Annotated in this window: 14 protein-coding genes and 1 rRNA gene; 13 read left to right on the forward strand and 2 right to left on the reverse strand. The window is 36.9% G+C overall.

Annotated features, from left to right (window positions below; all coding sequences use genetic code 11):
• Positions 1-47 precede the first annotated feature (47 nt).
• A 5S ribosomal RNA gene (rrf, locus tag FSZ17_RS00165) occupies positions 48-164 on the forward strand.
• A 414-nt stretch (positions 165-578) separates the two neighbouring features.
• Here rrf and FSZ17_RS00170 read toward each other — a convergent pair.
• Positions 579-782 (reverse strand): sigma factor G inhibitor Gin, encoded by a 204-nt coding sequence (locus tag FSZ17_RS00170; protein WP_057776754.1) that lies wholly within the window; start codon positions 780-782, stop codon positions 579-581.
• A 277-nt stretch (positions 783-1,059) separates the two neighbouring features.
• Between FSZ17_RS00170 and FSZ17_RS00175 the strand changes: the two genes are divergently transcribed.
• The 9 genes from FSZ17_RS00175 to rsmI all read left to right on the forward strand — a co-directional run bounded on the left by FSZ17_RS00175 (position 1,060) and on the right by rsmI (position 8,124).
• Positions 1,060-2,499, forward strand: coding sequence for an aminotransferase class I/II-fold pyridoxal phosphate-dependent enzyme (locus FSZ17_RS00175; RefSeq protein ID WP_057776755.1), 1,440 nt, complete (start codon positions 1,060-1,062; stop codon positions 2,497-2,499).
• A 38-nt stretch (positions 2,500-2,537) separates the two neighbouring features.
• On the forward strand, positions 2,538-3,176 hold the full coding sequence (gene tmk, locus FSZ17_RS00180) for a dTMP kinase (protein WP_057776756.1): 639 nt from the start codon (positions 2,538-2,540) through the stop codon (positions 3,174-3,176).
• A gap of 241 nt (positions 3,177-3,417) precedes the next feature.
• The gene (locus FSZ17_RS00185; RefSeq protein ID WP_057776809.1) at positions 3,418-3,747 is read left to right on the forward strand and encodes a cyclic di-AMP receptor DarA; all 330 of its coding nucleotides are present in this window, start codon (positions 3,418-3,420) and stop codon (positions 3,745-3,747) included.
• 57 nt (positions 3,748-3,804) lie between these two features.
• Positions 3,805-4,812: a DNA polymerase III subunit delta' gene (gene holB / locus FSZ17_RS00190; RefSeq protein WP_057776757.1), complete on the forward strand. Its 1,008-nt coding sequence runs from the start codon at positions 3,805-3,807 to the stop codon at positions 4,810-4,812.
• Positions 4,805-5,632 carry a PSP1 domain-containing protein gene (locus FSZ17_RS00195; RefSeq protein WP_057776758.1) on the forward strand — a complete coding sequence of 276 codons (828 nt, stop codon included), beginning with the start codon at positions 4,805-4,807 and terminating at the stop codon, positions 5,630-5,632. Before holB ends, FSZ17_RS00195 begins: the two co-directional genes overlap by 8 nt.
• A 13-nt stretch (positions 5,633-5,645) precedes the next feature.
• The gene (yabA, locus tag FSZ17_RS00200) at positions 5,646-6,020 is read left to right on the forward strand and encodes a DNA replication initiation control protein YabA (RefSeq protein WP_057776759.1); all 375 of its coding nucleotides are present in this window, start codon (positions 5,646-5,648) and stop codon (positions 6,018-6,020) included.
• Positions 6,021-6,223: 203 nt separating this feature from the next.
• Positions 6,224-6,964: a tRNA1(Val) (adenine(37)-N6)-methyltransferase gene (locus FSZ17_RS00205; protein ID WP_057776760.1), complete on the forward strand. Its 741-nt coding sequence runs from the start codon at positions 6,224-6,226 to the stop codon at positions 6,962-6,964.
• A complete protein-coding gene (locus tag FSZ17_RS00210) occupies positions 6,954-7,226 on the forward strand; it encodes a GIY-YIG nuclease family protein (protein WP_057776761.1) in 273 nt (90 codons plus the stop codon). Before FSZ17_RS00205 ends, FSZ17_RS00210 begins: the two co-directional genes overlap by 11 nt.
• Before the next feature lie 13 nt (positions 7,227-7,239).
• The gene (rsmI, locus tag FSZ17_RS00215; protein WP_057776762.1) at positions 7,240-8,124 is read left to right on the forward strand and encodes a 16S rRNA (cytidine(1402)-2'-O)-methyltransferase; all 885 of its coding nucleotides are present in this window, start codon (positions 7,240-7,242) and stop codon (positions 8,122-8,124) included.
• Positions 8,125-8,176: 52 nt separating this feature from the next.
• Here the strand turns inward: rsmI and FSZ17_RS00220 are convergent, their stop codons facing one another.
• Positions 8,177-8,461: a transition state genes transcriptional regulator AbrB gene (locus FSZ17_RS00220; RefSeq protein WP_057776763.1), complete on the reverse strand. Its 285-nt coding sequence runs from the start codon at positions 8,459-8,461 to the stop codon at positions 8,177-8,179.
• Positions 8,462-9,154: 693 nt separating this feature from the next.
• Between FSZ17_RS00220 and metG the strand changes: the two genes are divergently transcribed.
• The 3 genes from metG to FSZ17_RS00235 all read left to right on the forward strand — a co-directional run bounded on the left by metG (position 9,155) and on the right by FSZ17_RS00235 (position 13,799).
• Complete coding sequence (gene metG, locus FSZ17_RS00225) at positions 9,155-11,116, forward strand: methionine--tRNA ligase (RefSeq protein ID WP_057776765.1); 1,962 nt, start codon at positions 9,155-9,157, stop codon at positions 11,114-11,116.
• Between the two features lie 466 nt (positions 11,117-11,582).
• A complete protein-coding gene (locus FSZ17_RS00230; RefSeq protein WP_057776766.1) occupies positions 11,583-12,350 on the forward strand; it encodes a TatD family hydrolase in 768 nt (255 codons plus the stop codon).
• 264 nt (positions 12,351-12,614) lie between these two features.
• Positions 12,615-13,799 (forward strand): G5 and 3D domain-containing protein, encoded by a 1,185-nt coding sequence (locus FSZ17_RS00235; protein WP_057776767.1) that lies wholly within the window; start codon positions 12,615-12,617, stop codon positions 13,797-13,799.
• Positions 13,800-13,893: the final 94 nt, after the last annotated feature.

Raw genomic sequence — 13,893 nt, forward strand, 5'->3', positions numbered from 1 at the left:
TTCAACATTATCTAGTTTTGAGGGAACAAAACCTCAATTTTATACAGTTTGGTGGCGATAGCGAGAAGGTCACACCCGTTCCCATCCCGAACACGGAAGTTAAGCTTCTCAGCGCCAATGGTAGTTAGGGGCTGTCCCCTTGTGAGAGTAGGACGTCGCCAAGCAAAACGAAGAACAGCTAAATGAGGCTGTTCTTTTTTATTTATGTTCGAAGAACATTTAAAAATTTGTATAAAAATGAGAAGAAATTTAGAAAGCAAACCCCGAGGGTTTGAAGAAGCAAGGAGATCAAGGAAGCAAGGGAGTGACGCCCGGAATGTGCGATGCACATGAGGACAGAACGAGTGCAGCTGACGCAGAGATCCGCCGCTTATTCAAAGCTGAGGCTGAACACGGAAGTTAAGCTTCTCAGCGCCAATGGTAGTTAGGGGCTGTCCCCTTGTGAGAGTAGGACGTCGCCAAGCAAAATGAAGAACAGCCAAATGAGGCTGTTCTTTTTTATTTATGTTCGAAGAACAATTGGAAACTAAAAAAGCTAGGTTCGATGCCAAAATAAAAAGCCCCAAATTGGAGGGCGTTTAAGAAAATATTTCTGGGTTTGTTATCTTTTTTAGCTGCTTTAAATAAAATTTATATTTTGGATTGCTCGTGTCTGTAGAAATTAAATCATTTTCACAATCTGTACAGATAAAAGAAGTGTATAGATGTATCCCTTTTATTTTTGTTTGCTCGCAAATGACACACTCTTCCCCTATATGTTTCTTTGCTAATAGCGAACTCAATCACTCCACCTCCATACACTAATTCTGCCCGAAATTATATTATTGTATACAATTTTTTGAAAATTAACCTGTATAAGGATTACTTAATTACTATTGTATGAGATAGTTCTTGTTTGGTTGTATGTCTTATTGAATTCTTTATCCAGATTAACGGGCGTTTTGAACTTTATAATTACTAAGATTCCGACTTCAAATGTCTAAGGTGGAAGTATCGCTTTAATCTCCTATTTGGTAAAATAGATAAGACAGTAAAACAAATGGATTTTGGTGATATAAATTGGATCAGACTCGAACACCGTTATTTGAAGCTCTAATAAGACATATAGAAAATAAACCTGTGTCCTTCCATGTTCCAGGACATAAATATGGCAGCCTTTTTCCAAAGGAAGCAAAGTATTTTTATAATAAATTGTTAAAGCTTGATGCAACAGAGCTGAACGGGTTAGATGACCTACATTCTCCTGAGGGAGCGATCTTGGAAGCAGAACAGCTTCTTTCCCAATTATATGGAACAAAAAAGAGTTTTTTCTTAGTCAACGGGTCGACTGTCGGAAATTTAGCCATGATCATGGCAGCTATCAGGGAAGATGATACAGTTCTTGTTCAGAGAAATTGTCATAAATCGATATTAAATGGTATCAACCTTGTAAAGGCGAATCCTGTTTTTTTAGAGCCTACGTATGATGAGGAATGGGGTGTCGCAGGAGGAGTATCAGTAAATACTGTTAAAAAGGCGATTAAAGCATTCCCTTATTCAAAGGCAATCATTCTAACATATCCAAATTACTATGGGATGATTAATGATCTAGAGGAGATTATTCAATTTTCTCATTCCAAAGGAATACCAGTTTTAATTGATGAGGCACATGGTGCTCATTTTATAGGAAGTGCTATTTTCCCACAGTCCGCTGTTTCATTAAAAGCTGATATCGTTGTCCAATCGGCACATAAAACGCTTCCTGCGATGACGATGGGGTCATATCTTCATTTTAATAGCAATCTTCTTTCAGAAAAGGAAATTCGCAGCAATCTTGAAATTTTGCAATCAAGCAGCCCATCCTATCCAATTATGGCTTCATTGGATATAGCTAGAAGCTATTTAGCTGGATTTTCGAATGTTGATGCAGAGGCTCTGTTATTTAATATTTATGATTTTAAAAAGAGATTACAAAAATTAAAGGGTATTAAAGTGTTGTCATTTCAAAATGGAGAAGGCGATCCTTTGAAAATAACCCTTCAATCCACCTCTTCTTTAAGTGGGTATGAGCTGCAGAGTAGACTTGAAAGCGTTGGCGTTTTTACGGAGATGGCTGATCCTTATAATGTTTTGCTTATTTTTCCTTTATTGAAATCAGATATGGAATACTCCATTGAGGATATGGTCGATCGCTTTGAAGCAGCCCTTCAATCGGTTACAATTCATAAGCAGCCGAAAAAGGCAAAAGCTGCTTTTATCAAGTCAAGTATCTCGAAGCTGGTGTTGAATGCGAAGCAGAGAGCCGATCTTACTAGCGTATCTGTTCCAATGGAGGAGGCAATAGGAAAGGTATGTGCACAGTTTGTTATCCCCTATCCTCCAGGTATTCCTTTATTATTTCCTGGGGAAAAAATTAGCAAGGAACATATAGACAATATTAGATTACTCTTTGAAACTGGAGCTAGAGTTCAAGGGGCAGAGGGCATAAAGTCCGGAAAGATAGACATATTTCCCAATTAAATAAATATATTATTATTGAAGCATCTTGGAGGTTTACGATGGAAAAAGGAATCTTTATTACGGTGGAAGGTCCGGAAGGAGCAGGGAAAACGACGATCATTGGCATGCTAGGAGAAGCTTTACAGGCAGAAGGCTATCAAGTCTTGTTAACGAGAGAACCTGGCGGAATCGATATTGCTGAGCAAATAAGAAATGTTATTCTTGATAAGAAGAACACGAAAATGGATCCTAGGACAGAAGCTCTTTTATATGCAGCGGCAAGAAGGCAGCATCTTGTTGAAAAAGTCCTTCCTGCTATTGAGCAAGGATATATCGTTTTATGTGATCGCTTTATTGATAGCTCTCTAGCTTATCAAGGGTATGCAAGGGGATTAGGTATCGATGATGTGTTCTCGATTAATCAATTTGCTATAGAAGGTATGATGCCAAAGCTTACTTTTTATTTTGATATTGATCCTAAGATTGGCCTTGAAAGGATAAATCGGCATAAGGAGCGGGAAGTAAATCGTCTTGATTTAGAAGACTTAGAATTCCATCATAAAGTACGTGAAGGCTATTATCAATTAATGAAGGAGCATCCTGAACGTATATTTAAAATAGATGCTTCAAAGCCTATTGAAACGGTATATAAAGATGCGAAAAGCTTACTGAAAAAAATGATTGATCAGGAAGATTAAACATGAGGGGCTGTCCCAAGCATAGGTGTCAGGCACCACCACGAAAAAAATCTAGTATCGATAATTGAGCGGGATTCTAGATATTAGTGGATGCCAGACCCTTAGGGGACAACCCCTTTTTGCACCCAATCCATGAAAACGAATTTCAGCTAACAACAACGATTTATATATGTTTGTTCATAAAATAATTGATATAATGGATATAGGAAAGAAAGTGGAAAAAATGAAAGGGGCTGAGAGAATGAAACTTATTTTAGCGGTTATTCAAGACCAAGACAGCAATAAATTAATGAATGCATTGGTGGACAATAACTTCCGTGCAACCAAGCTAGCAAGTACAGGTGGCTTTCTGAAATCAGGAAACACAACCTTCATGATTGGAACAGAAGATATTCGTGTGGATAGAGCATTGCAAATAATAAAGGATAATTGCAAGTCAAGAGACCAGCTAGTTGCCCCTATCTCTCCAATGGGTGGAAATGCGGACTCCTATGTTCCTTATCCAGTTGAGGTTGAGGTTGGTGGTGCAACAGTGTTTGTATTGCCAATTGAAAATTTCCTTCAATTTTAAAAAAATGACTTCAATGTGAATTCATATCATAATAAAGTTACGTAAGTGGTGATGATTGTGGCAAAAACGTGGGAAGAACTAGAAGACATACAGCCTATCGTTTTAAAAATGTTTAAAAATAGTATGATGAAGAATAGGCTAGCTCACGCTTATTTGTTCGAAGGGATGAAGGGGACAGGGAAACGCGATGCAAGCTTTCTTTTAGCAAAAAGTGTTTTTTGCCAATCACCTAAACAAGGTTACATCCCTTGTGAAACATGTGTAAATTGCAAGAGAATTAATAACGGAAATCATCCAGATGTTCATCTTGTCGAACCAGATGGGCTGTCAATCAAAAAAGCCCAAATTCAATCACTTCAGGAGGAGTTCTCCAAAACGGGAGTTGAATCGAAAAAAAAGCTATATATGATTGTCCATGCGGATCGAATGACTGTGAATGCAGCGAACAGTTTGCTAAAATTCCTTGAAGAACCACATCCCGAGACAATTGCTATTTTGATGACAGAACAGGCACAGCAAATACTCCCTACAATTCTTTCTCGTTGCCAAACGATCTCATTTCAGTCCTTATCGGCTGAAAAGATGATCGAAAAGCTAATATCCCACAATGTCGAACCACAGATAGCACCATTAATTGCCCAACTTACCAATAACATTGATGAGGCAATTGAATATAGTCAGAATGATTGGTTTGTACAAGCGCAAAAAATAGTGTTAAAATTGTATGAAGTACTTAAAAAATCGCCATTGGAAGCAATGGTTTCTCTGCAGGATGATTGGTTTAAACACTTTAAAGAGAAAGAACAAATTGATCTTGGGTTAGACCTTTTACTTCTTATTTTTAAGGATTTATTATATATACAGCTTGGTAAAGAAGAGCAGGTCGTCTATCTAAACGAAAAGGATCGTTTAGAGCAGTTTGCTTTACAATCTACAAGTCGAATGATATCTGAGCAGATGACGGCTGTTTTGGAAGCAAAGAGAAAATTGCATGCAAATATGAATCCGCAGCTGTTAATGGAACAGCTTGTGTTGAAATTGCAGGAGGGGTCTTTGTTTGTATGATGTAGTAGGAGTCCGCTTTAAGAAGGCGGGCAAAATATATTATTTTGATCCTGGTGGACTAGCAATCGAAAAAGGTGACTTTGTCATTGTTGAAACGGTTCGTGGTGTAGAGTATGGCAAGGCTGTGGTTGCACCAAAGAAAGTGGAAGAACATGATGTCGTCCTCCCCTTAAAAAAGGTTCTCCGAATTGCAGATCCTAAGGATCGAATGATTGTTGAGGAAAACAAACAAGCAGCAAAGGAAGCCTATGAGGTTTGCAATGAAAAGGTTATTACTCATCAATTAGATATGAAACTAGTTGATGTCGAATATACATTTGATCGAAATAAAGTGATCTTTTACTTCACTGCCGATGGAAGAGTAGATTTTCGAGAGCTCGTAAAAGATCTTGCAGCCATATTCCGTACTAGAATTGAACTTCGGCAAATTGGTGTAAGAGATGAAGCGAAAATGCTAGGAGGTATTGGTCCTTGCGGTAGAATGCTTTGCTGCTCTACTTTTTTAGGCGATTTTGATCCAGTATCTATTAAGATGGCAAAAGATCAGAATCTTTCCTTAAACCCAACAAAAATTTCGGGTTTATGTGGTCGTTTAATGTGCTGTTTAAAATATGAAAATGATGAATATGAAGAAGCAAAAGCTCAGCTTCCGGACCTTGGAGAATGGATTCAAACACCTGAAGGACCAGGGAAAGTAGTAGGATTAAATATTTTAGAGCGGGTGCTGCAAGTGGATGTCACAGCAGCTGAACGCGTCCTGGAATATACAATAGATGAATTATCGAAACAAGGTGCTGTAACAGTTCAATCCACAGATTAATGAGGTGGAATACGTGGATAAAAAAGAAATCTTTGACTCAGTAAGTAATATGGAAATTCAAATTGGTCAGTTATATACGCAGCTTGGTGAGTTAAAGCAGCATTTGGCAGAAATACTAGAAGAGAATAACTCTTTAAAGCTGGAAAATGAACATTTAAGACGCCGTTTAGAATTAACAATTGATAAAGAAGAAACGGCTAGAAAGAAAGATCAAGCACCAAGTGATCCAGTGGGTTCAACTGATGATAAAGCGGTCGATATTGGAGAAGGCTATGATAATCTTGCCCGTCTATACCAAGAGGGCTTTCATATATGTAACCTCCATTTTGGAAGCCCCCGAAAAGAAGGAGACTGCCTTTTTTGCTTATCTTTTCTTAATAAGAAATAATATGATGGCCTTCCCGATAAAGGAAGGCTATTTTTTAGCTAATAGGAACGTTTAAGTTTATTAACGTACTAAAGTAAAGTGTGTTTTCGATTAAATATCTGCTAATAAGATCGTATAAGAAAAACTAAGCCATTCGCCAAAAAGGACTTGGCGAACGCCAAGTTTTTCTTAGCTAATGAAACTTTATATATGGAGGATAGAAGATGGACTTTTTAAAAGGAGATGAACGATTAGATTATTTACTCGCAGAAAATTTGCGCATTATTCAGAGCCCTACTGTGTTCTCCTTTTCACTGGATGCTGTTTTACTGGCAAGGTTTGTGTATGTGCCGATTCAAAAGGGTAATCTGATTGATCTTTGCAGTGGTAACGGAGTGATACCGTTATTTCTAAGTGTAAGAACAAAAGGAACGATAACAGGTGTTGAAATTCAAGAGCGGCTTTTCGATATGGCTCAGAGAAGTATTGAATACAATCAATTGGAACATCGATTACATATGATACATGGTGATATTAAAGATATGCCGAAAGAGCTTGGGTATGGGAAATTCGATGTTGTTACATGTAATCCACCTTATTTTCCTACGCCATCTTCTGAGGAGATAAATGAGAACGAACATTTAGCTATCGCCCGCCATGAAATCCTTTGTACACTAGAGGATGCGATTAAAGCCTCAAGCCAGCTTGTCAGACAAGGCGGAAAGGTAGCATTTGTTCATCGGCCGGGAAGATTTCTAGATATCGTAACATTAATGCGTAAATATAACCTAGAACCGAAAAAAGTTCAATTTGTTTATCCAAAACAGGGCAAAGAGGCCAATACACTGCTTATTGAAGCGACTAAAAATGGCAGTCCAGATTTAAAAATAATGCCACCTCTAATCGTCTATAATGATGACAATGAATATACCTCTGAAATAAAGGATATTTTATATGGAAAATAATCATTACTTTTATGTTCTTCATTGTAAAGATGACAGTTTGTATGCGGGTTATACGAATAATCTAGAGAGGCGCGTGAAGCTTCATAATGAGGGCAAGGGTGCTAAATATACAAGGGGCAGAGGACCAGTAGAGCTGGTTTTTTCAAAAGTGTATGATAATAAAAGTGATGCCTTAAAGGCAGAATATGAATTTAAGCAATGGCCCCGAAGGAAGAAAGAAGAATATTTAAGAATTAATATAAAAAATGACTTTGAAAGTTAGACGGGTGATACATATGTGGCAGCAAAAAAGTTTTGAAAATGAAGAAGGAAAAGGAATTTTGTATTTAGTCCCTACTCCCATTGGGAATCTTGAGGATATGAGCTTTCGAGCTATAAGAATGATGAAAGAGGCAGATTATATAGCTGCAGAGGATACGAGAAATACGAAAAAGCTTTGTCATTATTTTGAAATTGAAACCCCTATTATTAGCTATCATGAACACAATAAAGTCGTAAGTGGACAGAAAATCCTTGAAAAATTAGCTAACGGGGCAAAAATTGCTCTTGTAAGCGATGCGGGAATGCCGACTATTTCTGATCCTGGGTATGAGCTTGTTACTGCTGCTGTAGAGGAAAAATTAACGGTTGTGCCACTGCCAGGTGCAAATGCAGCTTTAACAGCATTAATTGCATCAGGTCTTAATCCGCAGCCCTTTTATTTTTTTGGTTTTTTAGACCGTCATAAGAAGACAAAAAAGAAAGAGCTTCAAGAACTGGCTAAAATGTCTGCAACGATCATCATATACGAAGCTCCACATCGTTTAAAAGAAACACTTACTCTTATAGATGAACAATTGGGTAATAGAAAAATCGTCCTATGTCGTGAATTAACAAAAAAATACGAAGAATTCATTCACGGGACGGTACAAGAAGCATTAAATTGGGCAACAAATGAAGAAATAAGAGGTGAATTTTGCCTCATTATTGAAGGGTCATCTGAAAATTTACAGGATGAGGAAGAATCTTGGTGGATGGATTTAACGATCAAAGCACATGTAGAGCACTATATGGATGTGAATGGAATGACAAGTAAGGATGCAATTAAGCAAACAGCAAGCGACAGAAGCATGAATAAAAGAGAAGTATACCACGCTTTTCATGTACAAGAGCAGGAATAAAAAACATAGTGATAAAAAAAGCTTCTCAGTAAACTGAGAAGCTTTTGCATTATTATTTTACAAGTTCAAATCGAGATTGAATTTCTTGTAATAAAGATTCTGCACCTTCACGGCTAACAATTAATTTTCCGTTTGCTAATTGGATGTTATCGTCAGAAACTTCACCAGTTACAAGACAAGTCATATTAGGCTTGTACTTTTTAAGGATAATACGATCATCATCCACATAAATTTCAAGCGCATCTTTTTCTGCAATGTCTAGTGTACGTCTTAATTCAATAGGAATAACCACACGACCAAGCTCATCAACCTTACGAACAATACCAGTAGATTTCATATTATTTTTTCCTCCCAAACCTCAAAAAATATTTTTCTATCTTTTTTAATTCGTCAATATTCGACAAAAACTTTATTAATTACATAATACCAGCGTTTCCCAAATACGTCAATTACTTTATTTTTAATTTAAATAGAAATTTTTTACTTTCGCTATGAAAGTTGATATATAGCGGTTTAATAAGATTTTAATTTTTAAAAAATCTAATTAATGGAAAATTACTTTTTAAGGAAGAATAAGTTTAAGTAGCTTTCATCAATATTTTTCGACAAAATTCCCTTTTTTCCATCAAAACCATATAATAATATTCGAAGAAGGAATTGAGTATTTGTCCAGATTGTAGTAATAAAAAATATTACTTTTTTTGAATTAGAGAAATGTCTAGCTCCATAAGGAAAGCTCCTTAGAATAATCATCGCAGGAACATTCTGTACTTTAATTGTTCCGAAGGCGTTTGCGCTTTTCTTATTTGTTGCACAAATACTAATTTTTAGGTATATTTTGATGGTATAAGAGGATATGATGAATGAAAGTATCATCTTATTATTTTTGTCCTTATTAATATAGAAAGTTCAATATTGCCGCGTATTACAGTATGTTCTCGTCCCTCGATCGGCCGGGACTTTTTATATATAATGAAGGTATTCGTTATATGACTGATTGACGTACAAGGAAGTTAGGGAGGGAATTCTCATGGAGGAAAAATTAAAAACCTTTTATTTGACAACACCGATTTATTATCCTAGTGGAAATTTACATATAGGCCATGCCTATACGACAGTAGCGGGAGATGCAATGGCCCGTTATAAGCGTTTGCGTGGTTTCGATGTGATGTATCTAACTGGCACGGATGAGCATGGCCAAAAGATTCAGGAGAAAGCGGAAGAGAAGGGCGTTACTCCTCAAGAATATGTAGATGAAATTGTTGCTGGAATTCAAGAGCTATGGAAAAAGCTTGATATTTCTTACGATGATTTTATACGTACGACTCAGGATAGACATAAGCAGGTTGCCCAAAAAATCTTCTCTCAATTATTGGAGCAAGGTGATATCTACCTCGGTGAATATGAAGGATGGTATTGTACACCGTGTGAATCCTATTTTACTGAGCGTCAGTTAGTAGAAGGAAATTGCCCGGACTGCGGAAGATCTGTGAACAAAGTGAAAGAAGAATCTTATTTCTTCAAAGTGAGTAAATACGCTGATCGATTGCTGCAATATTACGAAGAGAATCCTTCATTTATTCAGCCAGAATCACGAAAAAATGAAATGATTAATAATTTTATCAAGCCAGGTTTGGAAGATCTAGCTGTTTCTAGGACGACATTTGATTGGGGAATTAAGATTCCAGAGAATCCAAAGCATGTAATCTATGTTTGGATTGATGCTTTAGCAAACTATATTACGGCTCTTGGATACGGGACTGACGATGACTCGAAATACTTAAACTATTGGCCAGCTAATGTACATTTAGTAGGAAAAGAAATCGTTCGATTCCACACTATTTATTGGCCAATTATGCTTATGGCTTTAGATTTACCGCTTCCTAAAAAAGTATTTGCTCACGGTTGGCTATTGATGAAGGATGGAAAAATGTCCAAATCAAAAGGAAATGTTGTTGATCCTGTGACATTAATTGATCGATACGGCCTAGATGCACTTAGATATTACCTATTACGTGAGGTTCCATTTGGTTCAGACGGCGTATTCACACCAGAAGGTTTTGTAGAGAGAATTAATTTTGATTTAGCAAATGATTTAGGAAACTTACTAAATCGGACATTAGCAATGGTAGACAAGTATTTTGCAGGTATTATTCCAGTCTATAATGGCTCTGTTGGTGAATTCGATCAATCATTACTTCTTGCAAACAAGGAAGCAGTAACGAAATATGAAGAAGCAATGGAGAAAATGGAATTTTCAGTTGCACTCACTGCTATTTGGCAATTAGTAAGCAAAACAAATAAATATATTGATGAAACACAGCCTTGGTCTTTAGCGAAGGATGAGGCTAAGACAGCTGAACTTGAAAGTGTTATGGCACATTTAGCGGAATCGCTTAGAAGAATCGCCGTCCTTCTACAGCCTTTCTTAACACGTACACCAAAAGAAATATTTACACAATTGAATGTAGATGAAGAAGGCCTAACTTCTTGGGAAAGCTTAGAAGAATTTGGTTTGATTCCTAAAGATACAAAAATAGCAAAAGGTGAACCAATTTTCCCTCGTCTTGATTTAAATGAAGAAGTAGAGTTTATCAAAACAAAGATGCAAGGATCTGCTCCACAAGTAGAAGAAGTGAAAGTGGAAGTGGAAGTAAAGCCTGACAGTGAGGAAATTACGATTGATGATTTCATGAAGGTTGATTTACGAGTAGCAGAGGTTATTCAGGCAGAACCTGTAAAAAAGGCTGATAAGCTCCTTAAACTGCAGCTAGATCTTGGTTATGAAAAACGACAAGTTGTATCCGGGATAGCACAATTTTACAAGCCAGAGGACCTTGTTGGACGTAAAGTTGTATGTGTCACAAATTTAAAGCCAGTTAAATTGCGCGGTGAGCTTTCTGAGGGCATGATCCTAGCAGGTAGTAAAGACGGCGAGCTTTCATTAGCAACCATTGCAGAAGCTCTTCCATTGGGAGCAAGAGTGAAATAAAGTAAACTTCTATCAATGGGAACTTTAAAGTCTGTTAATCAGGGATAAAGTGAAACTTCCATCAGTGGGGGTTTTCTTTCATCCCCCACTGATGGTTAGTTGAACCAATCGGGCCATTACGGGCAGTTGATCCCCCACTTAGTTTCTTTGATTCTCTCGCAACCTTGAAGTGGGGGTCTTACTGCCCGTTAATCTGCGATAAAAGTTGATAACATAGAAATGTTTCACGTGTAACATTTGACGTCAGACATTTCTATGTTTTTCTTTTTTAAAATAATAATGACAAAGAAATAAAACCATAATATCAATGTTATATAGGGAATTTAAGCATCCTTTTAATATATTCAAATAATTAGGTATTCATTCTAATGTTATATTGACAAAATATCTTGAATTTTGACTTAATTGTTATTTTAATGAAAAATATGTAATCAAAAAATAATTTTTGTTAAAAGGAGATTTTTTTATGTTTTTCGACACACACGCACATTTAAATGCCGAGCAATATAATGATGATGTAAGAGAGGTTATTGACAGAGCTTTAGGAGAAGGAGTTTCACGTATTGTCGTTGTTGGATTTGATCGTCCAACCATTGAAAAAGCGATGGAATTAGTGGAACAATATGATTTTATATATGCGAGTGTTGGCTGGCACCCTGTTGATGCTATTGATATGACAGATGCTGATCTCAAGTGGATTGAGGAGCTTTCACAGCATCCAAAGGTCGTTGCTCTTGGTGAGATGGGGCTTGATTATTATTGGGACAAGTCTCCAAAGGATATTCAAAAGCAAGTATTTCGAAAGCAAATCCAGCTTGCTAAAAAAGTAAAGCTGCCTATTATTATTCATAATCGGGACGCAACAGCCGATATCGTAGAGATTTTGAAAGAAGAGGGAGCAGAGGAAGTAGGAGGCATCATGCATTGCTTTAGCGGCAGTCCAGAAATTGCTAAGGAATGTGTGGAGATGAATTTTTATATTTCCTTAGGAGGGCCAGTAACCTTTAAAAATGCGAGAAAACCGAAGGAAGTAGCAGAGGTCATTCCGTTGGAAAAGCTGTTAATTGAGACAGATTGCCCTTATTTAGCCCCACATCCTTATCGTGGAAAACGAAATGAGCCAAGCTATGTTAAGCTCGTCGCGGAGCAAATAGCTGAAATAAAGGGTGTCACTTTAGAAGAAGTTGCAGAAGCAACGACGTCCAATGCAAAAAAATTATTCGGCATAAACTGATAATGTTTTTTGTCGATTTAAGGGTGTGCATGTCCTTTTATTTTCTAATTCTAAAAAGTTCTACATTTCCTTGTCCTCTCATAGGATAACCATGTCGATAAGTCTCTCTTTCATTTTTTTTGAAGGTTTTGCATAATAGTAAATATGTTTAGGAAGGAGATGGTTTTTAGAAAGGGAAAAGTGAAAGAGAGTTGACAAACCTGCAAGATAGTCTATATAATCACTCCGAGAGAAAAGGAGGCGTTTTTCATCGTATTTCAAAACATGAAAAACCTGTTATCCAAGTCTTTGAGTAAAAAGAAATTGGCCGTAATCTCTGCTAGTTTCATAGTTTTTGCAGCTTCTATTGGCTTCTTAATTTTTGAAACAACAAAGAAAACGGTAGCAATTACGTTAGACGGTCAGGAAGAAGTCATTAAAACGCATGCAGGAACAGTTGAAGAACTTTTTGATGATTTAGATATATCTTTGCACTCAGAGGACTATGTGTTTCCTTCGGTAGACACTAAGGTGAAAAACAACTTAGAAGTAGTTTGGAAGCCGGCTAAACAGGTTCATATTGTGAAAGACAACGAGAAGAAAACGATTTGGACACTATCGAATACAGTACAGGAGCTTTTACAAGAACAAGAGATTGCTATAACTGAACATGATAAAGTTCAACCAAATCTCGAAAAAAAAATAAAAAACAATCTTGAAATCACTGTAAATAAAGCATTTCCGCTCACATTATCAGATGGTGGGAAAGAGAAGAAAGTATGGTCAACTTCGACTACGGTCGGTGACTTTTTAACACAGCAGGGCATTACACTAAATGAATTAGATCGTACTGAGCCTAAAGCGGAAGAGATTGTCAAAGAAAATGACAACATCCAAATCATTCGAGTAGAAAAAGTCACCGATGTAGTGGAAGAACCAATTCAATTTGCTGTTGTTACGAAAAAGGACTCAAGCCTTGCCAAAGGATCTCAAAAAGTCATTAATCAAGGTAAGGAAGGCCTTCTAACGAAGGAATATGAAGTCGTTTTAGAGAATGGCAAAGAAATTTCAAGGAAATTAATTAGCGAGAAAAAGTCAAAAGAAAAACAGGATAAGGTTGTTGCAGTAGGAACAAAACCATTAGCTGTACAGCAAGTTGCTTCCCGAGGCAGCGAGAGCGGCCAGGAGATATATGTGGATTCAACTGCCTATACGGCAAACTGTAACGGCTGTTCAGGGAGAACAGCAACGGGAATTAATCTGCGTTCAAATCCTGATGTTAAAGTGATAGCGGTAGACCCGAGTGTCATTCCATTAGGCACAAAAGTCTATGTAGAGGGCTACGGGTATGCTATTGCTGCTGACACAGGCGGATCTATTAAAGGAAATAAAATTGATGTATTTTTTTCATCGAAAGCAGATGCCTATCGCTGGGGACGAAAGACTGTCAAAATAAAAATCCTAAATTAATTTCTTAAAGTGCAGGGGACATTTATTATCCTCTGCATTATTTTTTTTATTTCTTTTCGTTTTTCATATATAATTAAAATCATTATTTATGACT

Origin of the sequence: Cytobacillus dafuensis (genome assembly GCF_007995155.1) — a bacterium.
In the GTDB taxonomy this organism is placed as follows: Bacteria; Bacillota; Bacilli; order Bacillales; family Cytobacillaceae; genus Cytobacillus; species Cytobacillus dafuensis.

Coding starts and splice junctions, on each gene's coding strand:
- FSZ17_RS00230 (WP_057776766.1), top strand. CDS start 11,583: ATGTTTTTCGACACACACGCACATTTAAATGCCGAGCAATATAATGAT.
- FSZ17_RS00220 (WP_057776763.1), bottom strand. CDS start 8,461: ATGAAATCTACTGGTATTGTTCGTAAGGTTGATGAGCTTGGTCGTGTG.
- FSZ17_RS00205 (WP_057776760.1), top strand. CDS start 6,224: ATGGACTTTTTAAAAGGAGATGAACGATTAGATTATTTACTCGCAGAA.
- FSZ17_RS00185 (WP_057776809.1), top strand. CDS start 3,418: ATGAAACTTATTTTAGCGGTTATTCAAGACCAAGACAGCAATAAATTA.
- tmk (WP_057776756.1), top strand. CDS start 2,538: ATGGAAAAAGGAATCTTTATTACGGTGGAAGGTCCGGAAGGAGCAGGG.
- rsmI (WP_057776762.1), top strand. CDS start 7,240: ATGTGGCAGCAAAAAAGTTTTGAAAATGAAGAAGGAAAAGGAATTTTG.
- FSZ17_RS00210 (WP_057776761.1), top strand. CDS start 6,954: ATGGAAAATAATCATTACTTTTATGTTCTTCATTGTAAAGATGACAGT.
- FSZ17_RS00235 (WP_057776767.1), top strand. CDS start 12,615: ATGAAAAACCTGTTATCCAAGTCTTTGAGTAAAAAGAAATTGGCCGTA.
- metG (WP_057776765.1), top strand. CDS start 9,155: ATGGAGGAAAAATTAAAAACCTTTTATTTGACAACACCGATTTATTAT.